The following is a 24343-nucleotide window of genomic DNA, read 5'->3' as shown; positions in this document are numbered from 1 at the left end:
GCGTCCAGTCACGCCCCGTCAAAGAGGTCGGATTGGCCCGGTCCTTGCGCATGGGGCGCTTGCGGTGCATCGAGCCCGAGGTGGCGCCAGGCGCGCGCGCCCAGCATGCGCCCGCGCGGGGTGCGCTGCACAAGGCCCTGCTGCAGAAGGTAAGGCTCGATCACCTCTTCGATCGCGTCGCGGCTTTCTGAAAGCGCGGCGGAGAGCGTTTCCACCCCCACCGGGCCACCGCCATAATGCTCTGCCATCAGCCGCAGATAGCGCCGGTCTGCCCCGTCAAGGCCGAGATGGTCGACGCCAAGGCGGGTGAGCGCATTGTCGGCCAGCTTGCGGGTGAGGCGGCCATCGCCCTCGACGAGCGCAAAGTCGACCACGCGGCGCAAAAGCCGCCCGGCAATGCGCGGCGTGCCGCGGGCGCGCTTGGCGATTTCGCGGGTGCCGTCGGGCTCTGCGGGGATGCCAAGCAGGCGCGCGCCGCGGCTCACGATCAGGTCAAGCTCGTCCTCGGTGTAGAACTGCAGCCGCGTCGGGATGCCGAAGCGGTCGCGCAGCGGCGTGGTGAGCAGGCCAAGGCGCGTGGTGGCGCCCACCAGCGTGAAGGGTTGCAACTCAATCCTCACCGTGCGCGCCGCCGGGCCCTCGCCGATCACGAGGTCGAGCTCGAAATCCTCCATCGCGGGGTAAAGCACCTCTTCCACCGCCGGGTTCATGCGGTGGATCTCGTCGATGAAGAGCACATCGCGCGATTCAAGATTGGTGAGGATCGCGGCAAGGTCGCCCGCCTTGGCCAGCACCGGGCCCGAGGTCATCTTGAAATTGACGCCAAGTTCGCGCGCCATGATCTGCGCGAGCGTGGTCTTGCCCAAGCCCGGCGGGCCATGAAACAGCGTGTGGTCCATCGCCTGACCGCGCATCTTCGCGCTTTCGATGAAGACGCGCAGGTTTGCCCGCGCCTCGGCTTGCCCGATAAAGTCTTCGAGCACCTGCGGGCGCAGCGCGCGGTCGGCATCCTCGGGGAGGCGGTCGGGGCGAAGGGTCGGGTCGGGGTCGGTCATCGTCTGCTTTCAGGGTCCGTGGGGGCGCTGCCCCCACACCCCCGGGATATTTGGGGCAAGATGAAAAGGCTAGTCCTTTGGCGCCAGCAGGCGCAGCGCGGTGCGGATCAGCTTGGCGGTATCGGTGGCGGCGGGGTCATCTGCGGCGCGTGCAACGGCGCTGGCGGCATCTGCCGGCGTGTAGCCGAGGTTGGTGAGCGCAGAGAGCGCCTCGGCGGTGAAGTTGGTCTTTGGCGCGGGGGCCGGGCGTTTGGCGGGTTTGGCGGCGGGTTTTTCCGGCGCGTCACCCCCGTCATCGGCGGGGCCGGTGTCGATGGTCAGCGCGCCGCCCATCGCCATCACGCTTGGCGCCTTGTCCTTCAACTCCATCACCACGCGCTGCGCGAGTTTGGGGCCAACACCGGGGGCGGCCTTGATCGCCGCCCAGTCGCCAAGGGCAAGCGCGCGGCTCACCCCCTCGGGGCCAAGCGTGCCGAGAATGGCAAGCGCGGCCTTGGCGCCGATCCCTTGGACCGAGGTGAGCAGCAGGTGCCATTCCTTCTCGATCAGGCTGGGGAAGCCGAAGAGCTGCAGCAGATCCTCGCGCACCACAAGCTCGGTATAGAGCGCGCAGGCCTCGCCCACGGGCGGCAGGTTGGAGGCCGTGCGGGGGGAGACATGCACGATATAGCCCACGCCGCGCACGTCTATCAGCACATGATCCATGGCCCGGTGCAAGATCACCCCGGCAATGCGCCCGATCATCCGCGCAGCCTCCGAATGCGCGCCTGCCCGGCGGTGATGTCGAGCGCGGCACGCCCGAGCATCGCCGCGCCGGTGCGGCGCGCGGATTGCAGGTGATGCGCATGGCAGATCGCAATGGCGAGCGCATCCGCCGCATCGGGGCTGTCAAACACCACGCCGGGGAGCTGATGGCGCACCATATGCTGCACCTGCCCTTTCTCGGCATGGCCAACGCCGACCACCGCCTTTTTTACCGCATTGGGCGCATATTCACCGATCTCCAGCCCCGCCTGCGCGGGCACCAGCAGCGCGATGCCGCGCGCTTGCCCGAGCTTGAGCGTGGCAACGGCGTCCTTGTTCACAAAGGTCTGCTCTACCGCCGCCGCCTCGGGGCGATGGGCGGCAATCACCTCCGTGAGCCCGGCATGGAGGGCAACCAGACGCCGCGCGAGATCCGTGCCCTCGGAATGCAGCGTGCCATTGGCGATGTGGCGCAGCCGTGGCCCCTCCATCTCGATCACGCCCCAGCCGAGGTTGCGCAACCCCGGATCGATTCCGATCACCCGCATCTGCCCGCCCTCTTTTGTGTGGCATTTTACCCACGGTTAGCACAAAAGAGGAACATCGCAAAGGCCAAAGCCACCGGCATGCGTTAAGGCTGATCGCCACCTGAGCCGGGAGATCCGCCCGAACGGCGTGTTTCGGGGGGAGGGCGGGCATCAAAATGACGGAAATGCCATGCATTTTGACGAAGCCGAGTCGGGCCCGTTAACTTCCTGAGAGGCCATGCAAAAACTGCATGGCGGGGCTGATCTGGCGGATGTTGTGTTCTTCTGAAGCCTCATCTAGATGCGGATTCATGGGCTGGTTGCCCAAGAAATTTGCACTTTATGAAAAAGGAAACGCGACATGTCCGCCCTCGACAGCTACCGCTTTTCTGCCCGGAATGCGCGGGCGGGTCTTTTCAACCGTGTCCTCGAGACGTTCGTGGTGTGGAACGAGGCGCGGCTGACCCGCCGTGCGCTCGAACAACTCAGCGACCGTGAGCTCAATGACATCGGTCTGAGCCGTTTCGACATCGACCGTATCGGCCGCTGAAACGCAAGGGCCGCGCCCGGCCCGAAGGCAGAAAAGACAAAAGGCCGCGCTTCGAGCGCGGCCTTTGTGCTTTGGGCTTGGCTTAGTAGAGCAGGGTGCGCAGCTCGGCCGCGATCCAGCGGGTTGGCGCGTCGGCCTGCATCGCCCAGCCGCCCACGCGGTCGAGCGCGCTTCCGGCCTGCAACTCGGCCACGCGCCGGTCATAGGTTTCGGTGCCGATCTGCGCGAGCAATGCGCCTTTGAAGAGCAGCGCCCCCACCAGCATCAGCGCCAGCGCCCGAACCGGCAGCGTGCGCCGTTCCCGCGGGCGACGGGCGTCAAAATAGCTGCGCCCGAGGGAGCCTTCGGCCTCAAAGGCGCCGCCCGCGGCGTGAATCGTGTCGATCCGCTCAAGGCGGTCGGCAAACGTGGTTCTTCCGGTATCACTCATGACCAGGCTCCACAGTCGCAAGATCGCCAGCCAAACTGGCTAACGAAGACTTAACAAATATGGCGCAAGTTTCGGTTTTTTGCGAGCGCGGCCTGCGCTTACTGGTTCCGCCTCAGAACCAGTGTCGTCCAGTCGCCGTGTTCGTTGCGCATATGCGGGGCAAAGCCCTGCGCAATATAGGCGGCCTGCACCTCATCGGCCTGTTCGTTGAGGATCCCGGAAAGGATCACATGCCCCGATTCGGCACAAAAGCGGGCCATGTCGGGGGCGAGCGCGATCAGCGGTGCCTTCAGGATATTGGCAAAAATGAGGTCAAAGGGCGCGGCCTCTTGCAGCATCGGATGGGCAAAGCCCGCGGCTTCGAGGCAGATCACCCGGCCTTCGAGCCCGTTTGTCACCACATTGGCGGCGGCGGTCTGGACTGCCACCGGGTCAATATCGGAGGCGAGCACCCGCTCGGGCCAGAGCTTGGCCGCCGCCATCGCCAGCACCGCAGTGCCGCAGCCAATATCCGCCACATTCCGCGCCCGCACGCCACCCGCTTCGAGCTGGTCGAGCGCGGTGAGGCAGCCGAGCGTGGTGCCATGGTGGCCGGTGCCAAAGGCCATCGCAGCATCAATGCGCAGCGCGATCGCCTCTGCGGGCACCTTGTCGGCATCGTGGCTGCCATGCACGAAGAACCGCCCCGCGACCACGGGGGCGAGCTCGCGCTTCACATGGGCGACCCAGTCTGTTTCGGGGAGTTCGGAGACGGTGAACCCGGTGCCCCCGAAGGCCACGGCGAGAATGTCGAGCACCACGTCGTTCGGGCGCTCGAGGAAATAGGCGCCAACCTCGTAATTGCCTGACCCGTCCTCGATCTCGAACACACCTACGCCATAGGGCGCGGGATCAAGCTCTTCCACCCGCTCGGCCAGATCTTCGGCAAGCTCGCGTTCGGGCAGGACGGCGAAGGCGGTGAAGGTGGTCATGGCGGGCTCCGTTGCTTTTGCCCCCAATGGCGCGAAAGCGGGGCCGGGTCAACTGTAGCGGCTTTACAGGAAGCTTTGCGGGTCGATGTCGATGGCCAGCTTGACGCCGGTGGGGAATTTCACCCCCCGCAGCCAGCCGCGGATCGCGCCTTGCAGGGGCGCGCTTTTCTCGGCCTTGATCAGGAGCCGCACCCGATGACGGCCGCGCACCCGGGCGATGGGCGCGGGGGCGGGGCCAAAGAGCTGCGCGCCGATGCGCGTGAGCGGGGCGGCATTGCGCGCGAGCTGGTTGCCAAGCTCGAAGAGCGGCGCGACCTCGGGGCCTGAGAGGATGATCCCCGCCATGCGGCCATAGGGAGGCACACCGACCGCCTTGCGCCCCGCGGCTTCTGCGCGCCAGAACGCCTCCTCGTCGCCATCAAGGATGGCGCGGATCACCGGGTGCTCGGGCTGACAGGTTTGCAAGAGCGCAAGGCCCGGCTTGTCGGCGCGCCCGGCGCGCCCCGCCACCTGCCGCATCAGTTGAAAGGTGCGCTCGGCAGCGCGCAGATCCGAGCCTTGCAGGCCAAGATCGGCGTCGATCACCCCCACAAGGGTCAAAAGCGGGAAGTTGTGCCCCTTCGCCACGATCTGCGTGCCGATGATGATATCGGCCCCGCCGCCGGCGATGCTTTCCACCGCCTCTTTCAGCGCGCGCGCCGAGCCGAAAAGGTCGGAGGAGAGCACCGCGGTCCGCGCTGTGGGGAAGCGCTCGGCCACCTCTTCGGCGAGCCGCTCGACGCCGGGGCCGACCGGGGCGAGCTTGCCCTCCACCCCGCAAGAGGGGCAGGCGGTGGGGATTGGCTTCGTCTCGCCGCATTGGTGGCAAACGAGGCGCTTCAAAAACCGGTGCTCCACCATGCGCGCATCGCAATGATCGCAGCCGATCTGATGACCGCAGGCCCGGCAGATGGTGACGGGCGCATAGCCGCGGCGGTTCAAGAACAGCATCGCCTGTTCGCCGCGCGAAAGCGTGGCCTGCACCGCGCCCACAAGCGAGGGCGAGATCCAGTGCACCGATTCGATGCGTTCCTCGCGCATGTCGATCGCGCGCATCTCGGGAAGGTCGGCGGTGCCAAAGCGGCTTAGCAGATCAAGGCGGCGATATTTGCCGGCCTCGGCATTGGCCCAGCTTTCGAGCGAGGGCGTGGCGGAGGCCAGCACCACCTGCGCACCGGCAAGCGAGGCGCGCAGCACCGCCATGTCGCGGGCATTGTAAAGCGCGCCTTCTTCCTGCTTGTAGGAACTGTCGTGCTCCTCATCGACCACGATCAGCCCGAGGTCTCGATAGGGCAGAAACAGCGCCGAGCGCGCCCCCACCACCATCTGCGCGCCGCCCTCGGCCACCATGCGCCAGAGCCTGCGCCGCTCGGCCTGGGTCGCGCCCGAATGCCACTCGCCCGGCCGCGCCCCGAACCGCGCCTCGACCCGCGCGAGGAATTCGGAGGTGAGCGCGATCTCGGGCAAAAGCACCAGAGCCTGCTGGCCCTTGGCAAGGCATTCCGCCACCGCCTCGAGATAGACCTCGGTCTTGCCCGAACCGGTAACGCCCTTGAGAAGCGTGACGCCAAATTGCCCGAGCCCGGCGCGCAACGCCGCCGCCGCCGCCGCCTGATCCTCGGACAGCGCCTTGCCCGGCAAATGCGGGTCAAGCCGCGGATAGGGCAGGTCGCGCGGCTGCTCTGCCTCGATCACCGCGCCCTGTGCCACGAGCCCTTTCACCACCTGCGGCGTGACGCCAGCAAGCTGGGCCAGTTCCATCAGATAAAACCCCGCGCCCCCATGCTCGCGCAAGACTGCAAGCACCTTCTCGCGCGCCTCGGTCATCCGTGCGGGCGCGCCCGCGCCCAGCCGGTAGATCTTGCGCGCGCCCGGCGGCTCGAAAAGCCCCGGGGTGCGGGTGGCCAGCCTGAGCACGCCGGGCCGCGAGGTCATCGTGTAATCGGCCATGCGGATCAGGAACTGCTGCAATTCCTCCCGCATCGGCGGCACATCGAGCACGCGCGCGACCGGGCGCAGCTTATCGGCCGCAAACCGCCCGTCCCCCGGCCCCCAGACCACGCCAACCACGCGGCGCGGCCCAAGCGGCACCTCGACAAAGGCGCCCGGAAAACACCCGCCCTCGGGGGCAAGGTAATCGAGCGGCTTGCCCACCGGCTCGGAGGTCATCACCGAGACCCGCGACCCCTGCGGATAATACCCCGGCTCAGCCATGCGCGCCTCCGCGCCCCGTCGCCCCTTCGACTTTGCGCAAATATCCTCGGGGGGGGCGGCCGCAAGGCCGGGGGGGGCAGACAGCCCCCCCTTTCCCCGGCCCGAAGCTGTCGATCCGCTCTCGCATCCCGCGCCCGTTTGCGCTAAATCCCCGCGAGAGAGAGCGCAGGAGGCCCGCCATGAAATTCTTCGTCGATACCGCCGATGTTGCCGCCATCAAGGAGCTTGCCGATCTCGGCATGGTCGATGGTGTCACCACCAACCCGTCGCTGATCCTGAAATCGGGCCGCGACATTCTCGAGGTGACGAAGGAGATCTGCGAGATGATCCCCGGCCCGGTCTCGGCGGAGGTGGTCGCCACCGAAGCGCCCGAGATGATCGCCGAGGGGCTGAAACTGGCCAAGATCGCCTCCAACATCGCCATCAAGGTGCCGCTGACCTGGGCCGGCCTCACCGCTTGCAAGGCTTTCGCATCCGAAGGCCATATGGTCAACGTCACTCTGTGCTTCTCCGCCGCGCAGGCGATCCTTGCCGCCAAGGCAGGTGCGACCTTCATCTCGCCGTTCCTCGGCCGTCTCGACGACATCAATCTCGATGGCGTGCAGCTGATCGACGACATCCGCACGATCTACGACAATTACGATTTCAAGACCGAGATCCTCGCCGCCTCGATCCGCTCGGTCAACCACATCACCGAAGTGGCCAAGATCGGCGCCGATGTGATCACCGCGCCGCCCTCGGTGATCAAGGCGATGGCGAGCCATCCGCTCACCGACAAGGGGCTCGACCAGTTCCTGAAAGACTGGGCGAAAACCGGCCAGAAAATCGTCTGAACTGGCGCGAGATCGTGAACAGACCCGCCTTTCGGGGCGGGTCTTCGCATATTTGACCGAAATTTAACCTGCAATTAACTAGAATCTGTGTCAATTTGCACAGTAACCCGCTGACCACGAGGACGGCATGAGCGACACGGCATTTGCACCCGAACTCCGCACCAAGATCATCAACGACCCCGATGTGATCCTCGAGGATCGCGACCTGATGCGGGCTCTGATCTCGGCCAATGAACGCGCCATGGGCGCCAATATCGTCGATCTGCGCGGCGTGGCGATGGAGCGGCTCGAACGCCGTCTCGACCGCCTCGAAGACACGCATCGCTCGGTGATCGCGGCCGCCTATGAAAACCTTGCCGGCACCAACCAGATCCACCGCGCGGTGCTGCGCATGCTCGACCCGATCGAGTTCGAGACGTTCCTGAAGAACCTCGCCACCGAGGTGGCCGACATCCTGCGTGTCGACAGTGTCAAACTCGTGCTCGAGACCGAGCAGGAGGGCGAAGAGGTCGCGCTGCGGCGCCTTGGCAATGTGCTTTGCGTCGCCGAGCCGGGGTTCATCTCGGAATACATGCGCTCGGGCAAGGGCTCGCAACTGCGCCCGGTGGTGCTGCGCCAGACCCTGCCGCAATCGGAAGCGATCTATGGCGAGGCCTCGACCTGGGTGCGCTCGGAAGCGCTGATGCGGCTCGATCTTGGCGAAGGCCGTCTGCCGGGCATGCTGGTGATGGGCGCGGAAGATCCGCACCAGTTCAAACCCTCGCAGGGCACGGACCTTCTGGCCTTCTTTGCGGGCGTGTTCGAGCGCGCGATGCGGCGCTGGCTGGCCTGACATGGGCATCGGATTTTCGCCCGCCGCGGGCATGGCGCTCGGGCGCTGGCTTGAGCACATGCGCGCGCTCAAGGGGGCCTCACCGCATACGCTGACCGCGTACCGCAACGATGTGAGCGGCTTTCTCGGCTTTCTGCATCTGCACCATGGCGAGAGCCTCGGCATGGCGCGTCTGGCAGAGCTTACCCCCGCCGACATGCGCGCCTGGATGGCCTATGAGCGCAACCGTGGCCTTTCGGGCCGCTCGCTCGCCCGGGCGCTCTCGGCGGTGAAAAGCTTCATGCGCTGGCTGGGCGAACGCGAGGGGTTTGATGCGACCCATGTGCTTTCGACCCGCGCGCCCAAATATCAGCGCAACCTGCCCCGCCCCCTGGCCGAAGACGCCGCGCAGGCGGTGATCGAGCAGGTCGAGCTGCAGGCGAACGAGCCTTGGGTGGCCGCGCGCGACGCGGCGGTGATGACGCTCCTTTACGGTTGCGGGCTGCGGATCTCCGAAGCGCTCAGCCTCAAGGGCGAAGATGTACCGCTGCCCGAAGTGCTGCGCATCCGCGGCAAGGGCGACAAGGAGCGGATGGTGCCGGTGCTGCCTGCCGCGCGTGACGCGATGGAGGAATACCTGCGCCTTTGCCCCTTCGTGCCCGCGCCTTGGGAGCCGGTGTTCCGCGGCAGCCGCGGCGGCGCGCTCAACCCGCGCATCGTTGCCAAGTCGATGGAACGGGCACGGCTTGCGCTGGGCCTGCCGGCCTCGGCCACGCCGCATGCCTTGCGCCACAGCTTTGCCACGCATCTGTTGTCTGCGGGGGGCGATTTGCGCGCGATCCAGGAGCTTCTGGGCCATGCCAGCCTTGCCACCACGCAGGTTTACACGGCAGTCGACTCGGCCCGACTCATGGAGGTCTATCAGGCGGCCCATCCGCGCGCCTGATCGCATAACCCAATAAAATCAGGTCTTTTTCAAACCAAGGTTTAGGGCCTGGGTAAGGAGTCGTTCATCAGACCCGACGAGCCTCACGGCACGTTGTCATCCAGAAAGGATCTCTGATGAACGTCTCCTCTCTCTCTTCGGTGTCGAGCTATTCCAGCAGCACCGCGCTCTCGTTGTTGCAACAACAAACCTCCAGCAGCAGCGCAACACAAAGCTCCGGCACCCAAACGAAAGGCAGCGGGTCGCCGCCGCCGCCGCCACCATCGCCCCCGGCCTCCAGCTCGGGCGGTGTGGATTCTCAATCCCTGTTCGAGGCCCTTGCCTCGAACGACGACGCCGATGGGGATGGCCTGCTCTCCGAAGCCGAGATCAGCGCCAGCCCGGTGGCAGACCTGCTGTCGAGCCAATTCTCGACGATCGACAGCGATGGCGATGGTCTGCTGAACCAGACCGAGCTTGACGCGGCAGAAGTCGCAAGCCGGTCCGGTGGAACGAGCGAGGCGCAGGGCTCGCGGCCCCCGCCGCCGCCCGGCCCGCCGCCGTCTGGCTCCGCGGAAGCTTCGGAGGAAGACATCACCTCGTTGTTCGAAGTGCTTTCGGCCAACGATGATAGCGACGGGGATGGTCTGCTTTCCGAAACGGAAATCGCAGCCAGCCCTGTGGCCGAGTTGCTGTCGAGCCAGTTTGCGACCATCGACAGCGATGGCGATGGCCTGCTGAACGAAACCGAGCTTGACGCGGCAGAAGCCGCGAGCCGGTCTCAGGGCGCGGGCGGCGCCCAGGGGGCGATGCCGCCGCCCCCCTCCGGCCCGCCGCCGGGTGCTGAAGGCACAGAACGTGCCAGCGGTCTTTCGTCGAGCGGCAGCGAGACCGCGGCGCAATCCCTCTATGAGTCGCTCTTCAATGCGCTGACGGTTGAGGATGACTCGCGCCCCAGCGTCCCTCTTGAGCGCGATCTGGCAAACCAGTTTGTGTCGCTGCTCAAGGAAATTGCCTGAGGCAGGAAGCTTGAGGGGTCGGGCCGGGGTGTTTGCCCCGGCCCGACGTCTTTTGGCCCGGGCAAAAAGACGTCGGAAAATCTGAGATAATTGCGCGCTATCAAGGCGGTGGGCGGTAAGTTCGTGTTCACCCCCGCAGTGGCAAAGTCGCGGCAACCGTCATCAAGGGGGTAAGAATGATGGACCTGCCGCAGCTTTCGGGGCTGGGGGCGCAAAACGCTGCGCCGCTTGTGCCGAATGCGCCCGCCAACGCGGTGCCCTCCGCGCGCGCGGAAAGTTTCGAGAAGATGCTCGCGCCTTCGGGCGGAGCGGAGATGCAGGCGCTGGTGCTCGCCATTGCGACCGTTGAGCCCGGCTCTGGCGTGGAGCCTGCCGAAGCGCCCCGGCCGGGCGAAGAGACCGCCACCGCAATAGCGCCCGCTGAGGCACAGATCTCTTTGACCGAGTCGCTGTTTTCGGCGCTCCATGGTCCGGGCGGGAGCGCACGCGACACCATGTCCGGGGGGGCTTTGGCGCAGCAATACAAGGCGCTGCTCAACGGAATCCGCTGATTGTCCGCGCCCCGGTCCGCTCTGCCTTGCGCGCTCCGGGGGTTTGCGGCAGGAAGGGCGCATGGACATTCGTATCAAGGCGCTCTCGGTTCACCTTTTTACCGCCACGGGCGCGGTGCTCTCGATGCTGGCGATGCTGGCGGCCGTGGAAGAAAAGTGGTCGCTGATGTTCTTGTGGCTCGTCGTGGCGCTGGTCGTCGACGGGATCGACGGCCCGCTCGCACGGAGGTATCAGGTCAAGGTCAATTGCCCGACCTATGACGGCGTGTTGATGGACCTGATCATCGACTATCTGACCTATGTGTTCATCCCGGCCTATGCGCTCTTCAAATCCGGTCTGCTTCCGGGCTGGACCGGCTGGCTCGCAATCATCGCCATCACCTATCTGAGCGTGGTCTATTTTGCCGATACGCGGATGAAGACGAAAGACTGGTCCTTCTCCGGCTTCCCGGCGTGCTGGAACATGGTGGTGCTTGTCCTCTTTGCGGTCAGCCCGGGCTATTGGGTGACGCTGGCCGTTGTCCTGGCGCTTGCGGTGGCAATGTTCTTTCCGCTCAAGTTCATCCATCCCACGCGCACAAAGCGCTGGCGCCCGCTTTCGCTGACGGTGGCGCTGTTGTGGACCGTGTTCGCGGCCTGGGCGGCCTGGGTGAATTTTGAGGAAGGAAGCTGGGCCCATTGGGGGCTGGTGGTGACCTCGATCTATCTGCTCGGCGCGGGCATCGCGCAGCAGATCGTTCCTGTCCGGCGCCCCGCCTAAAGCCGCGTCAGCACCACGCCCGCCACGATCAGCACCGCTGCAATTGCCTTTGAACGGGTCATCCGCTCGCCAAAGGCGAGCCAGCCGATCAGCACGGCAAAGAGGATCGCCGTCTCCCGCGTGGCGGCAACAAGCGCAATCGGCGCCTTGGTCATCGCCCAGATCGAAATCGCATAGGCGCCATAAGAGGCCGCTGCCCCAAGCCCCGCCATGCCCCAGTCGCGCGCGGGCGAGAGCGTCAAAAAGCCTTTCGGGCGGCGCAGGGTCATGGTGAGGCCAAAGAGAAGCCCGCCCCCGACCATCAGCCAGCCCACATAGCCCGCCGCATCGCCTGCCACCCGCGCGCCAAGCCCGTCGGTGAGCGTATAGGTGGCGGTGGCGCAGGCCGAGCCGAAGGCATAGGGCAAGAGCCTCCGGCTCTCGCCATCGGTAAAAACGCCCCGCGCCATGAACAGGATGCCGAGCCCGAGCACGCCGATGCCGAGATAGCCGAGCGGGCGCACCACATCGAGCGCCAGAAACGCCGTGACGATGGCCACAAGCATCGGCGCGGTGCCGCGCGCAATCGGATAGACCCGGCTCAAATCGCCCTGCTCATAGGCATGGGCGAGAAAATACTTGTAGGCGAAATGCACGAGGCAGGCGGCGGCCACCCATTTCCAGGCCGCGGGCTCGGGCAGGGGCCGGGCCAGCGCGATGGCGAGCCCCACCGCGGCCTCCATCAGGCTCAGCATCACCATGGCGCGGATTTTTGAGCCGCCAAAGCGCAAAAGCGCATTCCACAGGGCATGGAGGAAGGCGGCCGCGAGCACCGCGAGGAAGATGGAAAGGCTCATCGCGGGGGGATCTCGCTGTCATGGCGCTGCCATATCGCTAGCCCTTCGGTGCGGGCGCGGCAAGGGGCCGGCGCGATCTTCCGGGGCCAAGGAAAAGGGCGCCCGCAGGCGCCCTCAGGGTGTGACACTATGGGCGGGCTCAGCCCAGCACGTCGTTGCAGCGCTGGCAGGTCTGCGCATGGGCATGGCTGCCCACATCGGGCAGGATCTTCCAGCAGCGCTCGCATTTCTCGCCCGTCGCGGTCTCGAACACCACGGCCACGCCCGGCACCTCGGGCAGGCGGAAGGCCTCCGAGGGCGCGGGGTCAGTGGTGAGCGTGAGATCGGAGGTGATGCAGATATCGGCGAAATCGACCGATTTCAGCGCCGCCTCAAGGCCCGCATCCTCGACATGCACGACCGGGGCCGCCTCAAGGCTCGCGCCGATCACCTTGGCGGTGCGCTGCACTTCGAGCGCTGCGGTCACGGCGCGCCGTGCACGGCGGATGCCCTCCCATTTCGCCGCGAGTTCCGGCGCACGCCAAGCGGCGGGCGTCTCGGCGAAATCTTCGAGGTGAACGGAGTTCTCCTCGCCCGGGAAGCGCGAGAGCCAGACATCTTCCATCGTGAAGGGCAGCATCGGCGCAAGCCATTTCGTCAGCCGGTGGAACAGGAGGTCCAGCACCGTGCGCGCGGCGCGGCGGCGCAGGCTTTCCGGCCCGTCGCAATAAAGCGCATCCTTGCGGATGTCGAAATAGAAGGCCGAAAGGTCCACCGTGCAGAAGGTGAAAAGGCTCTGGAACACGCCCTGGAAGTCATAGGCGGTGTAGCCCGCGCGCACCGTCTCATCAAGTTCGGCAAGGCGGTGCAGCACCCAGCGTTCGAGCTCCGGCATCGCCTCGGGGGCGAGAGCCTCGGCCTCGCTGTAGCCCGCCAGCGCGCCGAGCATGAAGCGCAGCGTGTTGCGCAAACGGCGGTAGCTGTCGGCGGTGCCCTTGAGGATCTCTTTGCCGATGCGCAGATCGACCGTGTAATCCGATTGCGCCACCCACAGCCGCAGGATGTCCGCCCCGTATTCCTTGATCACATCGGCGGGCGCCACGGTGTTGCCGAGCGATTTGGACATTTTCATGCCCTTCTCGTCGAGCGTGAAGCCATGCGTCAGCACGCCCCGATAGGGCGCGCGGCCCTTGGTGGCGCAGGCCTGCAGCATCGAGGAATGGAACCAGCCGCGGTGCTGGTCGGTGCCCTCAAGGTAAAGGTCAGCAATGCCGTCCTTGGTGCCGTCGGGGCGGTCGCGCAGCACGAAAGCATGGGTCGAGCCACTATCGAACCACACGTCGAGCACGTCGAAAACCTGGGTGTAATCGTCCGGGTTGACGATATTGCCGAGCATCTTCTCCTTGAAGCCCGGCGTATACCAGACATCCGCGCCGTCCGTCTCGAACGCGGCGGAGATACGGGCGTTGACCTCTGCGTTGCGCAAAAGGAAATCCGGGTCGGTCGGCTGCGCGCCCTTTTTGGTAAAGCAGGTGAGCGGCACGCCCCAGGCGCGCTGGCGGCTCAGCACCCAGTCCGGCCGCGCCTCGATCATCGAGTAAAGCCGGTTGCGCCCGGTCGGGGGCGTCCATTGCACGAGCGTGTCGATCGAGGTCAGCGCGCGGGTGCGGATCGTGTCGCCATAGCTGCCCATGCCATCGTCGAGCTTCACGTCGATGGCGGCAAACCATTGCGGCGTGTTGCGGTAGATCAAGGGCGCCTTGGAGCGCCAGGAATGCGGGTAGGAGTGCTTGAGCTTGCCCTTGGCCAGAAGCGCGCCTTGCGCATGCAGCGCCTTGATGTTGGACACATTGGCCGGGCCATCCTTGCCATCGGCCTCTATGATCGCCTGCCCGCCGAAAACGGGAAGCGAGGCGCGGTAGCAGCCGTCTGGCTCGACGTTGTAGGTCATGGCCAAGCCGAACTTGAGGCCAAGCTGATAGTCGTCGTCGCCGTGGCTCGGCGCGGTATGGACAAAGCCCGTGCCTGCATCGTCGGTGACGTGATCGCCCGGCAGCATTGGGACCGGTTCGTCCCATTCGCCATTGCCACCCTCGATCCCAGCATAGGGGTGATAAAGCTTTAGGCCTTCGAACTCCGAGGTCGCAACCTCGCGCAGCCGGGTCCAGTTTTCGACTTTTGCAGCGATCTTCACGCTCTCTGCAAGGTTATCAGCGAGCACCAGCGCTTCGTTAACCCTTGCACTGGAGTTCTCTGCCACAGAATTGACGAAGTAAAGCCCATAGGTGATGCCCGGGCCGTAAGCGACGGCGCGGTTTTGCGGGATCGTCCAGGGCGTCGTCGTCCAGATCACGATAGAGGCATCCTCCAGCGCAATCGGTAAATTCATTGAGGGCTTCACATCACCGCTTGCGATTTTGAACCGCACCCAGATCGTGTGGCTGGTGTGGTCGTGATATTCGACCTCGGCCTCGGCGAGCGCGGTCTTTTCCACCGGCGACCACATCACCGGCTTTGAGCCCTGATACAGGCTGCCGTTCATCAGCAGCTTCATGAACTCCTCGGCGATCACCGCCTCGGAGTGGTAATCCATCGTCAGATAGGGCTTTTCCCATTTGCCGGTGACGCCAAGGCGCTTGAACTCCTCGCGCTGGATGTCGATCCAGCCCTCGGCAAAGCGGCGGCACTCCTGCCGGAAGGCGACGGTGTCGACATCGTCCTTGTTGAGCCCCTTGGCGCGATATTGCTCCTCGATCTTCCATTCGATCGGCAGGCCGTGGCAATCCCAGCCCGGCACATAGCGGCTGTCATGCCCCATCATCTGCTGGGAGCGAACAATGAAATCTTTCAGGATCTTGTTGAGCGCATGGCCGATGTGCAGGTGGCCGTTGGCGTAGGGCGGGCCGTCATGCAGCACGAAGGAGGGGCGGCCCTCCTTTTCGCGCAGCCGGTCATAGATGCCGATCCGGGCCCAGCGTTCGAGCCATTCCGGTTCGCGCTTGGGCAGGTTTGCCCGCATCGGGAACTCGGTCTCGGGCAGAAAGACGGTCTCGCGGTAATCGACGGAAGTTTCGGGCGTGTCGGCGCTCATCTCATATCCATTCAGGCTGGAGGGGGCGCCAATGCGCCCGGGGCTGGCTCATGTGGTCCCGGCAACCCTGACGCGTCAGAGCGCCGGGCCGGTAATTCGATGTATGAAGCAAAGCCCGGTCATGGCGGCCTTATAGGCTTGGGCGCAGGGCCGGGCAAGCGCGAAGGCGCGCGGGGTCGCGATGATGCCGCGGCGCGGAAATTTGACCGCGCGCGGCTTGCCAATCGCCGCCAAAGCGCCATGATCGCGCCAAGGCATCAGGGAGAGACGCATGGCGGAACCGGAACGGGTCGATCTGTTCGTGATCGGCGGCGGGGTGAACGGATGCGGCATTGCGCGCGATGCCGCGGGGCGCGGGCTCACGGTGCGGCTCGCCGAACAGGGGGATCTGGCGCAGGGCACCTCCTCGGCCTCCTCCAAGCTCTTTCATGGCGGGCTGCGCTACCTTGAATATTTCGAGTTCAAGCTGGTGCGCGAGGCTTTGGCGGAGCGCGAGGCCCTGCTCAAGGCGATGCCGCATATCGCCTTTCCAATGCGCTTCGTGCTGCCCTATGACCCGAAGATGCGGTTTGAGAAGACCACGCCGACAAGCCGCCTTCTGGGCCTTGTGGCGCCGTGGTGGAAGGGGCGGCGCCCGGCGTGGCTTATTCGGCTCGGGCTTTTTCTTTATGACCATCTTGGCGGCAAGAGCAGCCTTGATGGCACGAAGCGGCTGGACCTCACCAAGGGCAAGACCCGCTGGGGGCTCAAGCCCGGGTTCCGCAAGGGCTGGGAATATTCGGATGGCTGGGTGGATGATGCGCGCCTTGTTGTGTTGAATGCCCGCGATGCGGCGGCGCGCGGCGCCGAGGTGCTGACCCGCACGAAGGTGGTGGGGGCCGCGCGCGTGGGCGATCATTGGGAGATCCGCACTGAGGGCCCGGAGGGGCCCGCCACGCATCACGCCCGCGCGCTCGTCAATGCGGCCGGGCCCTGGGTGGACCAGGTGCTCTCGGGCGCGGTTCAGGGCCACTCTCCGGCCAGGGTGCGCCTCGTGCGCGGCTCCCATATTGTTACAAAGCGGCTCTTTGCACATGATCGGGCGCTCTTTTTGCAGGGCCGCGACGGGCGGATCATCTTTCTTTTGCCGTTCGAGCAGGAGTTTACGCTGATCGGCACCACCGAGGCCGCGCAAGAGGCAAGCCCCGAAAAGGCGCAGTGCACCGAGGCCGAGCGCGACTATCTGATCGCCTTCGCCAATGAATATCTGGAGCAGCCGATCGCGGCGGACGATGTGGTCTGGAGCTTTGCCGGGGTGCGCCCGCTTTACGACGACGGGTCCACATCCGCCACTGCCGCATCGCGCGAATATGTGTTCCATCTGGATGCGGAGGGGGCGCCGCTCCTCAATGTCTACGGTGGCAAGATCACCACCTATCGGCGCCTGTCCGAGGCGGCGGTGGACAAGCTCGCGCCCTATTTTCCGGGCCTGAAGCCCGGATGGACCGCAGGCGTGCCGCTGCCGGGCGGGGATTTCGGCTATGGCGCGCGCGCGCTCACCGAGCGGCTGCGGATCCGCTATCCGTTCCTTGGCGAGGCGCGGGCCTTGCGGATGGCGCATGCCTACGGCACCGAGGCCTTCGATATTCTGGGCGATGTGCGCCGCGCGCCGGAGCTTGGGCGCGATTTTGGCGGCGGGCTGACAGAGGCGGAACTGCGCTGGCTCAGGACGCGGGAATGGGCGCAAACCGCCGAGGACGTGCTGTGGCGGCGCAGCAAGCTGGGGCTGCGGCTGCGCGCGGAAGAAGTTGCCGCGCTTGCGGCATTCATGGCGCAGGAGGCGCCCTAACGGGGGGACGACATGAGCTATATTCTGGCGCTTGATCAGGGCACCACTTCGACGCGGGCGATCATCTTTGATGGCGATCTGCGGGTGGTTTCTGTCGCGCAGGAAGAGTTTCCGCAACTCTACCCGGCGTCGGGCTGGGTGGAGCATGACCCCGAAGAGATCTGGCGCACGGTGCTGACGACGGTCCAGACCGCACTTGGCACCGCCGGTCTCGACGCGAAAGACATCGCCGCGCTTGGCATCACCAACCAGCGCGAGACCACGGTGGTCTGGGATCGGGTCACGGGCGTGCCCATCCACAACGCCATTGTCTGGCAGGACCGGCGCACCGCGCCCGCCTGTGCGGCGCTGCATGCGGCAGGCCATGAGGCGATGATTGCCGCCCGCACGGGGCTTTTGCTCGACCCCTATTTTTCCGGCACCAAGCTGGCGTGGCTGCTCGAAAACGTGCCCGGTGCTGCCGAGCGCGCGCTGCGCGGCGATCTCGCCTTTGGCACGATCGACAGCTACCTGATCTGGCAGCTTACCGGTGGCAAGGTGCATGCGACCGATGCCACCAATGCGGCCCGCACGCTCCTTTATGATATCGGCAGGAACGCTTGGGATGCCGAGATCTGCGCCCTGCTCAATGTGCCGATGGGGCTCCTTCCCGAGGTGAAGGATTGCGCCGATGATTACGGGGTGACGGACCCGGCGCTGTTTGGCGCCGAAATCCCGATCCTTGGCGTGGCGGGGGATCAGCAGGCGGCAACCGTCGGGCAGGCCTGTTTTACCCCCGGCATGATGAAATCGACCTATGGCACCGGCTGCTTTGCGCTTTTGAACACCGGGGCAGAGCGGGTCGCCTCGCAAAATCGCCTGCTCACCACCATCGCCTATCGGCTCGATGGCCAGACGACTTACGCGCTGGAGGGCTCGATCTTCATTGCCGGGGCCGTGGTGCAATGGCTGCGCGACGGGCTCAAGGTGATCGCTCAGGCGGCGGAAACGCAGGGCCTTGCCGAGGCGGCGGACCCGGCGCAGGGGCTGGTGCTGGTGCCTGCCTTCACCGGGCTCGGTGCGCCCTACTGGAACCCCGATTGCCGTGGCGCGGTCTTCGGGCTCACGCGCAACTCCGGCCCCGCCGAATTTGCCCGCGCTGCGCTTGAAAGCGTGGGGCTGCAAACACGCGACCTTCTGGAGGCGATGCGGGCCGACTGGGGCTCGGCCGCCGAGGGGGTCTTGCGCGTCGACGGCGGCATGGCGGCGAGCGACTGGACGATGCAGTTTCTGGCCGACATTCTGGGCGCCCCGGTGGACCGCCCGGTCGTGACCGAGACAACGGCGCTGGGCGCTGCCTATCTGGCCGGGCTCAAGGCCGGGATCTGCCCGCCGCCCGATCAGTTTGCCGCGCGCTGGGCGCTGGAGCGGCGCTTCACGCCTGCGTTGCCCCGCGCCGAGCGCAACGCCAAATATGCCCGCTGGCAGCGCGCCGTGCAGGCGGCGATGGCGGTCTGACGGGGCTCTGGCCGAGCGGTCTGAACGCATCGGTTTGCGAAGCCCGGCCCGATGCCATAGGGTCGGGGGATCACAGGGGGATCGGATGACGGAACGGAAGGACATGACGGGGCCCGAGGCGGTCGCGGCCCTCTTCACCGGCGCGGATGGCCATTATCTCTGCGCCCGCTGGGGCCGGCCCATCGTGCCGATTGTTTTTGGTGTCGATGCGGCGACGCTCGCCACGGTGAAGGGCGCGATCGAGGCGGTGGCCGTGATGGCGGGCGCGCGGATGGCCGAGACCGACATGGAGATCGGCGCCAACCTGATGGTGTTCTTTTTCCGCGACTGGCAGGAACTTCTTGAGGTGCCCAACCTCGACCAGATGATCGACGGGCTGCAAGATGTTGTGGCCCGGCTCGACGATGCGGGCGCGCGGCAATACCGCACCTTCCGCTTCGATGCCGAGGGGGCGATCCGGGCCTGCTTTTGCTTCCTCCGCATGGACCCGGCGCTGGACGAAGTGCCCGCCGACACGATTGCGCTCAATCTCGCGGTGCAGATGATCCTGACCTGGGGCGAGAAGGCCTTTGCCGCCCGCGCGCCCCTTGCGCAGGCACGCGGCCTTGCCGTGGTGCGCCCCGATGTGGCGGCGGTGATCCGCGCCGCCTATGACCCGGTGATGCCTGCGGTGGCGCGCGATCCGAGCCATGCCTTGCGTCTGGCGGCGCGCGTTGCCGCAATGGGAGAAGCCTGATGCGCCATGACTTCCCGATCCGCGTTTACTACGAGGATACCGACCTCGCGGGCATCGTCTATTACGCGAATTACCTCAAGTTCATCGAGCGGGGCCGCTCGGAATGGGTGCGCGATCTCGGCGTCGATCAGGTCGCACTCAAACGTGATCAGGGGCTCGTATTCGCGGTGCGCCGCGTTGAGGCGGATTACCTGAAGCCCGCGAAATTCGACGACGAGCTGACCGTGACGACAGAGCTTGTGGCTGAAACCGGTGCCCGTTTCATTGTGGAACAAGGGGTTTGGCGGGGCGGCGAGAAACTTTTTGCGGCGACCGTCACCATCGTCTGCCTGACCGAAGCCGGCGCGGCGGCGCGCCTTCCGGCCGAAGTTCGCCGCAAACTGGCCCCGCCCTTGCACTGAAGGGGCGGGCGCGCTCCGAAATGACGGAGAAGTTATGGCGCCCCCCCTCAATATGCGGTAGAATCACTGCTAAAGAGGCCCGAAACGCGGCCCGTATGAGAGCAGTGACACATGGATCAGCAAACCCTTGCGATGGCGCAGGAGATGGATTTCTCCTTGCTCGCACTTTTTGTGCGTGCCTCGCTGACCGTCAAACTCGTGATGATCGTTCTTATCATGGCCAGTTTCTGGTCCTGGGCGACGATCTTTCGCAAATATATCTCCTTTCGCGCCGCAAGGCTCGAAGCGGATGCCTTTGACCGCGCCTTCTGGTCGGGCGAGCCGCTCGATGAGTTGTTTGACCAGATCGGGCCTGCGCCCGATGGCGCGAGCCAGCGCATCTTTGCCGCCGGCATGCTCGAATGGCGCCGCAGTCACCGCCATGACGGCGAGTTGATCGCCGGCGCGCAGGCGCGGATCGAGCGCTCGATGGATGTGGCGATCGCGAAAGAGGGCGAGGCGCTGAACTCTGGCCTTTCCTTCCTTGCGACGGTCGGCTCGACCGCACCTTTCATCGGCCTTTTCGGTACGGTCTGGGGGATCAAGGTTGCCTTCGAGGAAATCGCGATCTCGCAAAACACCTCGCTTGCGGTTGTGGCGCCCGGCATTTCCGAGGCGCTCGTTGCCACGGCCATCGGCCTCATCGCCGCCATTCCGGCGGTTGTCGCCTATAACAAGCTCTCGTCGGATGCCGACAAGATCACCTCGGGCTACGAGGCTTTTGCCGACGAATTCTCCACCATCCTCTCGCGCCAACTGGACGCGTAAGCGATGGGCGCGGGGGTGATGAAACGCGGCGGGGGTGGATCGCGGCGCCGCCGCGGTGGCAAGGGCAAACATGCCGCCATGGCCGAGATCAACGTCACGCCGATGGTCGACGTGATGCTGGTGCTCTTGATCATCTTCATGGTGGCGGCGCCGATGATGACGGTGGGCGTTCCGCTTGAGCTGCCGAAAACCGCGGCCAAGGCGGTGCCGACCGAGCAGGAAGAGCCGCTTGCGGTTTCGCTGCAGGTCGATGGCAAGGTCTCCTTGATGAACACCGAAGTGCCCGAGGGCGAACTTGTCGACCGGCTCAAGGCGATTGCCGGCGAACGCGACAGCACCAAGGTCTATCTGCGCGCCGATGGCGGCATCGAATATGCCCGCGTGGTGCAGGTGATGGGCGCGCTCAATGCGGGCGGCTTCAATGACATCATCCTTGTCACCGACCCGGGCGGGCCGTCGCTGACGGGCAACACGCCAGCAGGGAACTGAGCGCATCATGCGCATGGATCGGGCGGAAAAGATCGGCACGGGGGTCTCGGCGGCGCTGCATGCCGCGGTGATCCTGTGGGCGCTCATCGGCACATGGCTGTTTCCGCCCACCCCCACCGAACCGGTGGAGGTGAAGCCCGCGGGCATGATTTCCGAAGCCGAGTTTGCCGCTCTTCAGGCCGCCGCGCCGAAGGCGGGCGAAGCGCCGCCCGAACAGCCCGAAGTGCCCGCCGAAGAGGCGCCCGCGCCCGAGGAGCCGACCCCCGAGGCCGTGCCGGAAACGCCGGTGCCGCCGGAAAAACCCGCTGCGCCGCCAGAGGCCGAAGCGGTGCCCGACATGAGCGATCTGACCGAGCCCACGCCACCCGCCGAGGTGACGGAAGTGCCGCCCTCGATGATGCCGCCGGTCGAAGAGCCGCAAGATACCGATGCGCCCGAGTTCTCCCCCCGGCCGCGCCCGAAACCCGCGATGCGGGTGGCGCCGACGCCCTCGGAAGCGCCCGCCCCGGATGCGAAAGTCTCCGATACCGCCGTGGCCGAGACGAAACCCGAGGAGACCGCCGAGCCCGAAAAGCCGGTCGAGGAGCCGAAGGAAGAGGCGGCGCCCCCCGAGGCGACCACCGAGATCGTGACGGAAGCCACCGAGACCGAGGAAAAGCCGACGACCTCGGCGCCGAAATCCTCGCCCCGGCCGCGCACCAAGCCGACCCCGCCCAAGCCCGAAGCGCCCAAACCGGATGCGCCGAAACCGGCCACGCCTTCCGAGAGCGCGACGGCAGCGGCCACGCCCGCCAAACCGGGCAAGCCCGCCAAACCCGCGGCCGCGAAGCCGACCTCTTCGGATGCGGTGGCCGATGCGCTTGCCGAGGCGATGTCCGAGGACAGTGGCACCGGCACCGGCGGGCTTGGCATTGCCAAGAACGGCCCGCCCGTGACGGCAGGCGAGAAAGAAGCGCTGATTGTCGATGTGAAGGCGTGCTGGAACGTGGGCGCGCTCTCTTCGGAGGCGATGCGCACCTCGGTGACGGTGCGGGTCGACATGCAGGAAAATGGCCATCCGGTCAGCTCGTCGATCAAGATGACGGGCTACACAGGAGGCTCCGAGGCCGCGGCCCGGCAGGCGTTTGAGGCGGCGCGCCGCGCGATCATCCGCTGCGGCTCGGACGGCTTCCCGCTGCCGACAGAAAAATTTGGCTGGTGGCAGCAGATCGAGATCGTTTTCGATCCGTCGAAGATGCGGATGAAATGACACGCTCCCGGGCCAAAGCGGGCGCCTCAGGCGCTTGTGATGAACCGCGGGGGCGAACACAGGGTAGACAGGGGCGAAAGCCCGACGAGGTGGGGAACATGGTGCGTTACATACTGGCCGCGATTGCGGCCCTGATGATGACGGCAGGACTGGCAGCGGCGCAGCAAGGCCCGCTGCATATCGAGATTGACGAGGGGGTGATCGAGCCGCTGCCCTATGCGCTTCCGACATTTGTCGATGAGGGCGCGGGCGGGCTGACCTCGGATATCACACGGGTGATCGCGGCGGACCTCTCGGGGACCGGCCTTTTCCGCGAGATCCCGGAAAGCGCGCATATCCAGCGCTTTGCCAGTTTTGATACCGCCGTGAGCTATCCTGATTGGCAGGCGATCAACGCGCAGGCGCTGATCACCGGCTCGGTGGGATTGTCGGGCGGCAAGGTGGTGGTGAAATTCCGCCTCTTTGACATTTACTCCGGCGCGCAGCTGGGCGACGGCCAGCAACTTGCCGCGAGCCCGCAAAGCTGGCGCCGCCTCGCGCACAAGGTGGCGGATGTGATCTATGCGCGCATCACCGGCGAGAGCGGTTACTTTGACAGCCGGGTCGTGTTCGTCTCCGAATCCGGGCCCAAAGACAAACGGCAAAAGCGCCTTGCCGTCATGGATTACGATGGCGCCAACATCAGCTATCTGACCGACAGCTCGACCATCGTGCTTGCGCCGCGCTTTGCGCCGCAGGGCGACCGTATCCTTTTCACCACGTTCGAGACCGGCTTCCCGCGCATCAAGATGATGAATGTCGGCAATGCCTCCGGCCAGCTTCTGCCGGAAACCCCCGGCACGATGACCTTCTCGCCGCGGTTTTCGCGCGATGGCGGCTCGGTGGTCTATTCGCTCGAACAAAACGGCAATACCGACCTTTACCGGATGTCGGTCTCGGGCGGCGGCGGCGAGCGGCTGACCAACTCCCCCGCAATCGAAACCGCGCCCGATTTCAGCCCCGACGGCTCGCGCGTGGTGTTTGAAAGCGACCGCTCCGGCACGCAGCAGATCTATGTGATGCCCGCAAGCGGCGGCGAGCCGGTGCGGATTTCGTTTGGCGAGGGCCGCTACGGCACGCCGGTCTGGTCGCCGCGCGGGGATCTGATCGCCTTCACCAAACAGGCGGGCGGGCGTTTCTTCATTGGTGTGATGCGCACCGATGGCTCGGAAGAGCGGCTGCTTACGGCGTCTTTCCTCGATGAAGGCCCGACCTGGTCGCCGAACGGCCGGGTGATCATGTTCACCCGCGAAAGCCCCGGCGCCTCGGGCGGCGCAAAACTCTTCACGGTGGATATCTCCGGGCGCAACCTGAAGGCCATCGAGGGCGTTGGGGGAGCGTCGGATCCGAGTTGGGGCCCGCTTCTGCCCTGATTCCCAACCCACCACAAAGCTGATATTGTGCCCCGAACGGGCAAACGAACCAAAGGCGGTAACTCATGCATCTTGTCACCAAAGCGGCTCTGGGCCTTGCGCTGATCGCGCTGGCAGCTTGCAACAATCCTTCCAAGAATGGCGCGAATGGCGTGGTCGATCCGGGCGGCGCCTTCGGCGAAGGCGCGATCAGCCAAGGCTCGATCAATGACCCGAACTCGCCCGCCTATTTCTCGGCCACCGTGGGCGATACGGTCAACTTCCTCGTCGATCAGTCGACGCTTTCGGATCAGGCCCGCACCACGCTGTCCGGGCAGGCGCAATGGCTCAACGCGCATCCGAACTATGCCGCGATCGTCGAAGGCCATGCCGACGAACAGGGCACCCGCGAATACAACCTCGCGCTGGGCGCGCGCCGGGCGAGCGCGGTGCAGGAATATCTGATCTCGCAAGGGGTGTCCGGGTCGCGCCTGCGCACCGTTTCCTATGGCAAGGAGCGCCCGCTCGCGGTCTGTTCGAGCGAGGATTGCTACTTCAAGAACCGCCGCGCGGTCACCGTGATCTCGCTCGGCGCGGGGAGCTGAGGCGA

25 protein-coding genes are annotated in these 24343 nt (G+C 65.8%); 16 read left to right on the top strand and 9 right to left on the bottom strand.

What is annotated here, in order from left to right; all coding sequences use genetic code 11:
• Nucleotides 1–8: 8 nt before the first annotated feature.
• From ruvB to ruvC, 3 genes are all read right to left on the bottom strand, one after another.
• On the bottom strand, nt 9–1055 hold the full coding sequence (gene ruvB, locus ACFSM0_RS11080; RefSeq protein WP_377390297.1) for a Holliday junction branch migration DNA helicase RuvB: 1047 nt from the start codon (nt 1053–1055) through the stop codon (nt 9–11).
• Between the two features lie 69 nt (nt 1056–1124).
• On the bottom strand, nt 1125–1799 hold the full coding sequence (gene ruvA / locus ACFSM0_RS11075; RefSeq protein ID WP_377390295.1) for a Holliday junction branch migration protein RuvA: 675 nt from the start codon (nt 1797–1799) through the stop codon (nt 1125–1127).
• Nucleotides 1796–2347 (bottom strand): crossover junction endodeoxyribonuclease RuvC, encoded by a 552-nt coding sequence (ruvC, locus tag ACFSM0_RS11070; protein WP_377390293.1) that lies wholly within the window; start codon nt 2345–2347, stop codon nt 1796–1798. Before ruvC ends, ruvA begins: the two co-directional genes overlap by 4 nt.
• A 340-nt stretch (nt 2348–2687) precedes the next feature.
• Here ruvC and ACFSM0_RS11065 point away from each other — a divergent pair, with 340 nt between their 5' ends.
• Complete coding sequence (locus tag ACFSM0_RS11065) at nt 2688–2876, top strand: DUF1127 domain-containing protein (RefSeq protein ID WP_097068434.1); 189 nt, start codon at nt 2688–2690, stop codon at nt 2874–2876.
• Nucleotides 2877–2958: 82 nt separating this feature from the next.
• Here the strand turns inward: ACFSM0_RS11065 and ACFSM0_RS11060 are convergent, their stop codons facing one another.
• From ACFSM0_RS11060 to ACFSM0_RS11050, 3 genes are all read right to left on the bottom strand, one after another.
• On the bottom strand, nt 2959–3306 hold the full coding sequence (locus ACFSM0_RS11060) for a hypothetical protein (protein ID WP_377390291.1): 348 nt from the start codon (nt 3304–3306) through the stop codon (nt 2959–2961).
• Between the two features lie 98 nt (nt 3307–3404).
• On the bottom strand, nt 3405–4277 hold the full coding sequence (locus ACFSM0_RS11055; RefSeq protein ID WP_377390289.1) for a 50S ribosomal protein L11 methyltransferase: 873 nt from the start codon (nt 4275–4277) through the stop codon (nt 3405–3407).
• A 63-nt stretch (nt 4278–4340) separates the two neighbouring features.
• A complete protein-coding gene (locus ACFSM0_RS11050) occupies nt 4341–6530 on the bottom strand; it encodes a primosomal protein N' (protein ID WP_377390287.1) in 2190 nt (729 codons plus the stop codon).
• Nucleotides 6531–6709: 179 nt separating this feature from the next.
• Between ACFSM0_RS11050 and fsa the strand changes: the two genes are divergently transcribed.
• The 6 genes from fsa (at nt 6710) to ACFSM0_RS11020 (ending at nt 11429) form a co-directional block, all read left to right on the top strand.
• Entirely contained in the window at nt 6710–7363 is a 654-nt protein-coding gene (gene fsa, locus ACFSM0_RS11045; RefSeq protein ID WP_097068430.1) for a fructose-6-phosphate aldolase, read from the top strand.
• 127 nt (nt 7364–7490) lie between these two features.
• On the top strand, nt 7491–8195 hold the full coding sequence (locus tag ACFSM0_RS11040; RefSeq protein WP_377390285.1) for a DUF484 family protein: 705 nt from the start codon (nt 7491–7493) through the stop codon (nt 8193–8195).
• 1 nt (nt 8196) lies between these two features.
• Nucleotides 8197–9120, top strand: a complete 924-nt coding sequence (locus ACFSM0_RS11035) for a tyrosine recombinase XerC (RefSeq protein ID WP_377390283.1) — start codon at nt 8197–8199, stop codon at nt 9118–9120.
• 116 nt (nt 9121–9236) lie between these two features.
• Nucleotides 9237–10118: an EF-hand domain-containing protein gene (locus ACFSM0_RS11030; RefSeq protein ID WP_377390281.1), complete on the top strand. Its 882-nt coding sequence runs from the start codon at nt 9237–9239 to the stop codon at nt 10116–10118.
• Nucleotides 10119–10294: 176 nt separating this feature from the next.
• Nucleotides 10295–10669, top strand: coding sequence for a hypothetical protein (locus ACFSM0_RS11025; RefSeq protein WP_377390279.1), 375 nt, complete (start codon nt 10295–10297; stop codon nt 10667–10669).
• Between the two features lie 61 nt (nt 10670–10730).
• Entirely contained in the window at nt 10731–11429 is a 699-nt protein-coding gene (locus ACFSM0_RS11020; RefSeq protein WP_377390277.1) for a CDP-alcohol phosphatidyltransferase family protein, read from the top strand.
• Here ACFSM0_RS11020 and ACFSM0_RS11015 read toward each other — a convergent pair.
• The 3 genes from ACFSM0_RS11015 to ACFSM0_RS11005 form a co-directional block, all read right to left on the bottom strand.
• Nucleotides 11426–12265, bottom strand: a complete 840-nt coding sequence (locus ACFSM0_RS11015) for an EamA family transporter (RefSeq protein WP_377390275.1) — start codon at nt 12263–12265, stop codon at nt 11426–11428. The genes ACFSM0_RS11020 and ACFSM0_RS11015 overlap by 4 nt on opposite strands.
• Nucleotides 12266–12404: 139 nt before the next feature.
• Nucleotides 12405–15335 carry an isoleucine--tRNA ligase gene (gene ileS / locus ACFSM0_RS11010; protein ID WP_377390273.1) on the bottom strand — a complete coding sequence of 977 codons (2931 nt, stop codon included), beginning with the start codon at nt 15333–15335 and terminating at the stop codon, nt 12405–12407.
• A 75-nt stretch (nt 15336–15410) separates the two neighbouring features.
• Nucleotides 15411–15608 (bottom strand): hypothetical protein, encoded by a 198-nt coding sequence (locus ACFSM0_RS11005; RefSeq protein ID WP_377390271.1) that lies wholly within the window; start codon nt 15606–15608, stop codon nt 15411–15413.
• Here ACFSM0_RS11005 and glpD point away from each other — a divergent pair.
• The 9 genes from glpD to pal all read left to right on the top strand — a co-directional run bounded on the left by glpD (nt 15607) and on the right by pal (nt 24338).
• The gene (gene glpD / locus ACFSM0_RS11000) at nt 15607–17163 is read left to right on the top strand and encodes a glycerol-3-phosphate dehydrogenase (RefSeq protein ID WP_377390269.1); all 1557 of its coding nucleotides are present in this window, start codon (nt 15607–15609) and stop codon (nt 17161–17163) included. The two genes, ACFSM0_RS11005 and glpD, sit on opposite strands and share 2 nt — an antisense overlap.
• Nucleotides 17164–17175: 12 nt before the next feature.
• Nucleotides 17176–18660: a glycerol kinase GlpK gene (glpK, locus tag ACFSM0_RS10995; RefSeq protein ID WP_377390267.1), complete on the top strand. Its 1485-nt coding sequence runs from the start codon at nt 17176–17178 to the stop codon at nt 18658–18660.
• An 85-nt stretch (nt 18661–18745) separates the two neighbouring features.
• Nucleotides 18746–19396 carry a hypothetical protein gene (locus ACFSM0_RS10990; protein ID WP_377390265.1) on the top strand — a complete coding sequence of 217 codons (651 nt, stop codon included), beginning with the start codon at nt 18746–18748 and terminating at the stop codon, nt 19394–19396.
• Nucleotides 19396–19797: a tol-pal system-associated acyl-CoA thioesterase gene (gene ybgC / locus ACFSM0_RS10985; RefSeq protein ID WP_377390263.1), complete on the top strand. Its 402-nt coding sequence runs from the start codon at nt 19396–19398 to the stop codon at nt 19795–19797. Before ACFSM0_RS10990 ends, ybgC begins: the two co-directional genes overlap by 1 nt.
• A 111-nt stretch (nt 19798–19908) precedes the next feature.
• Nucleotides 19909–20604, top strand: a complete 696-nt coding sequence (gene tolQ / locus ACFSM0_RS10980) for a protein TolQ (protein ID WP_377390261.1) — start codon at nt 19909–19911, stop codon at nt 20602–20604.
• 3 nt (nt 20605–20607) lie between these two features.
• The gene (locus tag ACFSM0_RS10975) at nt 20608–21093 is read left to right on the top strand and encodes an ExbD/TolR family protein (protein WP_377390259.1); all 486 of its coding nucleotides are present in this window, start codon (nt 20608–20610) and stop codon (nt 21091–21093) included.
• Nucleotides 21094–21100: 7 nt separating this feature from the next.
• Nucleotides 21101–22342: a cell envelope biogenesis protein TolA gene (locus tag ACFSM0_RS10970; protein WP_377390257.1), complete on the top strand. Its 1242-nt coding sequence runs from the start codon at nt 21101–21103 to the stop codon at nt 22340–22342.
• Between the two features lie 98 nt (nt 22343–22440).
• Nucleotides 22441–23754 carry a Tol-Pal system beta propeller repeat protein TolB gene (gene tolB, locus ACFSM0_RS10965; protein WP_377390256.1) on the top strand — a complete coding sequence of 438 codons (1314 nt, stop codon included), beginning with the start codon at nt 22441–22443 and terminating at the stop codon, nt 23752–23754.
• A 65-nt stretch (nt 23755–23819) separates the two neighbouring features.
• Nucleotides 23820–24338, top strand: coding sequence for a peptidoglycan-associated lipoprotein Pal (pal, locus tag ACFSM0_RS10960; protein WP_377390254.1), 519 nt, complete (start codon nt 23820–23822; stop codon nt 24336–24338).
• Nucleotides 24339–24343: the final 5 nt, after the last annotated feature.

Source organism: Rhodobacter lacus (genome assembly GCF_042683065.1).
GTDB lineage: Bacteria > Pseudomonadota > Alphaproteobacteria > Rhodobacterales > Rhodobacteraceae > Rhodobacter > Rhodobacter lacus.
Note: the sequence above shows the minus strand (reverse complement) of the source record. Positions and strands in the feature narration are given on the sequence as shown.

Bases quoted from the DNA above. Each gene is read 5' to 3' on its own strand.
- ACFSM0_RS11020 (WP_377390277.1), top strand. From the start codon at position 10,731: ATGGACATTCGTATCAAGGCGCTCTCGGTTCACCTTTTTACCGCCACG.
- ACFSM0_RS11030 (WP_377390281.1), top strand. From the start codon at position 9,237: ATGAACGTCTCCTCTCTCTCTTCGGTGTCGAGCTATTCCAGCAGCACC.
- ACFSM0_RS11055 (WP_377390289.1), bottom strand. From the start codon at position 4,277: ATGACCACCTTCACCGCCTTCGCCGTCCTGCCCGAACGCGAGCTTGCC.
- ruvB (WP_377390297.1), bottom strand. From the start codon at position 1,055: ATGACCGACCCCGACCCGACCCTTCGCCCCGACCGCCTCCCCGAGGAT.
- ACFSM0_RS11035 (WP_377390283.1), top strand. From the start codon at position 8,197: ATGGGCATCGGATTTTCGCCCGCCGCGGGCATGGCGCTCGGGCGCTGG.
- ACFSM0_RS10990 (WP_377390265.1), top strand. From the start codon at position 18,746: ATGACGGAACGGAAGGACATGACGGGGCCCGAGGCGGTCGCGGCCCTC.
- ACFSM0_RS11040 (WP_377390285.1), top strand. From the start codon at position 7,491: ATGAGCGACACGGCATTTGCACCCGAACTCCGCACCAAGATCATCAAC.
- pal (WP_377390254.1), top strand. From the start codon at position 23,820: ATGCATCTTGTCACCAAAGCGGCTCTGGGCCTTGCGCTGATCGCGCTG.
- ACFSM0_RS10975 (WP_377390259.1), top strand. From the start codon at position 20,608: ATGGGCGCGGGGGTGATGAAACGCGGCGGGGGTGGATCGCGGCGCCGC.
- tolB (WP_377390256.1), top strand. From the start codon at position 22,441: ATGGTGCGTTACATACTGGCCGCGATTGCGGCCCTGATGATGACGGCA.
- ACFSM0_RS11025 (WP_377390279.1), top strand. From the start codon at position 10,295: ATGATGGACCTGCCGCAGCTTTCGGGGCTGGGGGCGCAAAACGCTGCG.
- tolQ (WP_377390261.1), top strand. From the start codon at position 19,909: ATGGATCAGCAAACCCTTGCGATGGCGCAGGAGATGGATTTCTCCTTG.
- glpK (WP_377390267.1), top strand. From the start codon at position 17,176: ATGAGCTATATTCTGGCGCTTGATCAGGGCACCACTTCGACGCGGGCG.
- ileS (WP_377390273.1), bottom strand. From the start codon at position 15,335: ATGAGCGCCGACACGCCCGAAACTTCCGTCGATTACCGCGAGACCGTC.
- ruvC (WP_377390293.1), bottom strand. From the start codon at position 2,347: ATGCGGGTGATCGGAATCGATCCGGGGTTGCGCAACCTCGGCTGGGGC.
- ACFSM0_RS11005 (WP_377390271.1), bottom strand. From the start codon at position 15,608: ATGCGTCTCTCCCTGATGCCTTGGCGCGATCATGGCGCTTTGGCGGCG.
- ACFSM0_RS11060 (WP_377390291.1), bottom strand. From the start codon at position 3,306: ATGAGTGATACCGGAAGAACCACGTTTGCCGACCGCCTTGAGCGGATC.
- ACFSM0_RS11065 (WP_097068434.1), top strand. From the start codon at position 2,688: ATGTCCGCCCTCGACAGCTACCGCTTTTCTGCCCGGAATGCGCGGGCG.
- ACFSM0_RS10970 (WP_377390257.1), top strand. From the start codon at position 21,101: ATGCGCATGGATCGGGCGGAAAAGATCGGCACGGGGGTCTCGGCGGCG.
- ACFSM0_RS11015 (WP_377390275.1), bottom strand. From the start codon at position 12,265: ATGAGCCTTTCCATCTTCCTCGCGGTGCTCGCGGCCGCCTTCCTCCAT.
- ybgC (WP_377390263.1), top strand. From the start codon at position 19,396: ATGCGCCATGACTTCCCGATCCGCGTTTACTACGAGGATACCGACCTC.
- glpD (WP_377390269.1), top strand. From the start codon at position 15,607: ATGGCGGAACCGGAACGGGTCGATCTGTTCGTGATCGGCGGCGGGGTG.
- ACFSM0_RS11050 (WP_377390287.1), bottom strand. From the start codon at position 6,530: ATGGCTGAGCCGGGGTATTATCCGCAGGGGTCGCGGGTCTCGGTGATG.
- ruvA (WP_377390295.1), bottom strand. From the start codon at position 1,799: ATGATCGGGCGCATTGCCGGGGTGATCTTGCACCGGGCCATGGATCAT.
- fsa (WP_097068430.1), top strand. From the start codon at position 6,710: ATGAAATTCTTCGTCGATACCGCCGATGTTGCCGCCATCAAGGAGCTT.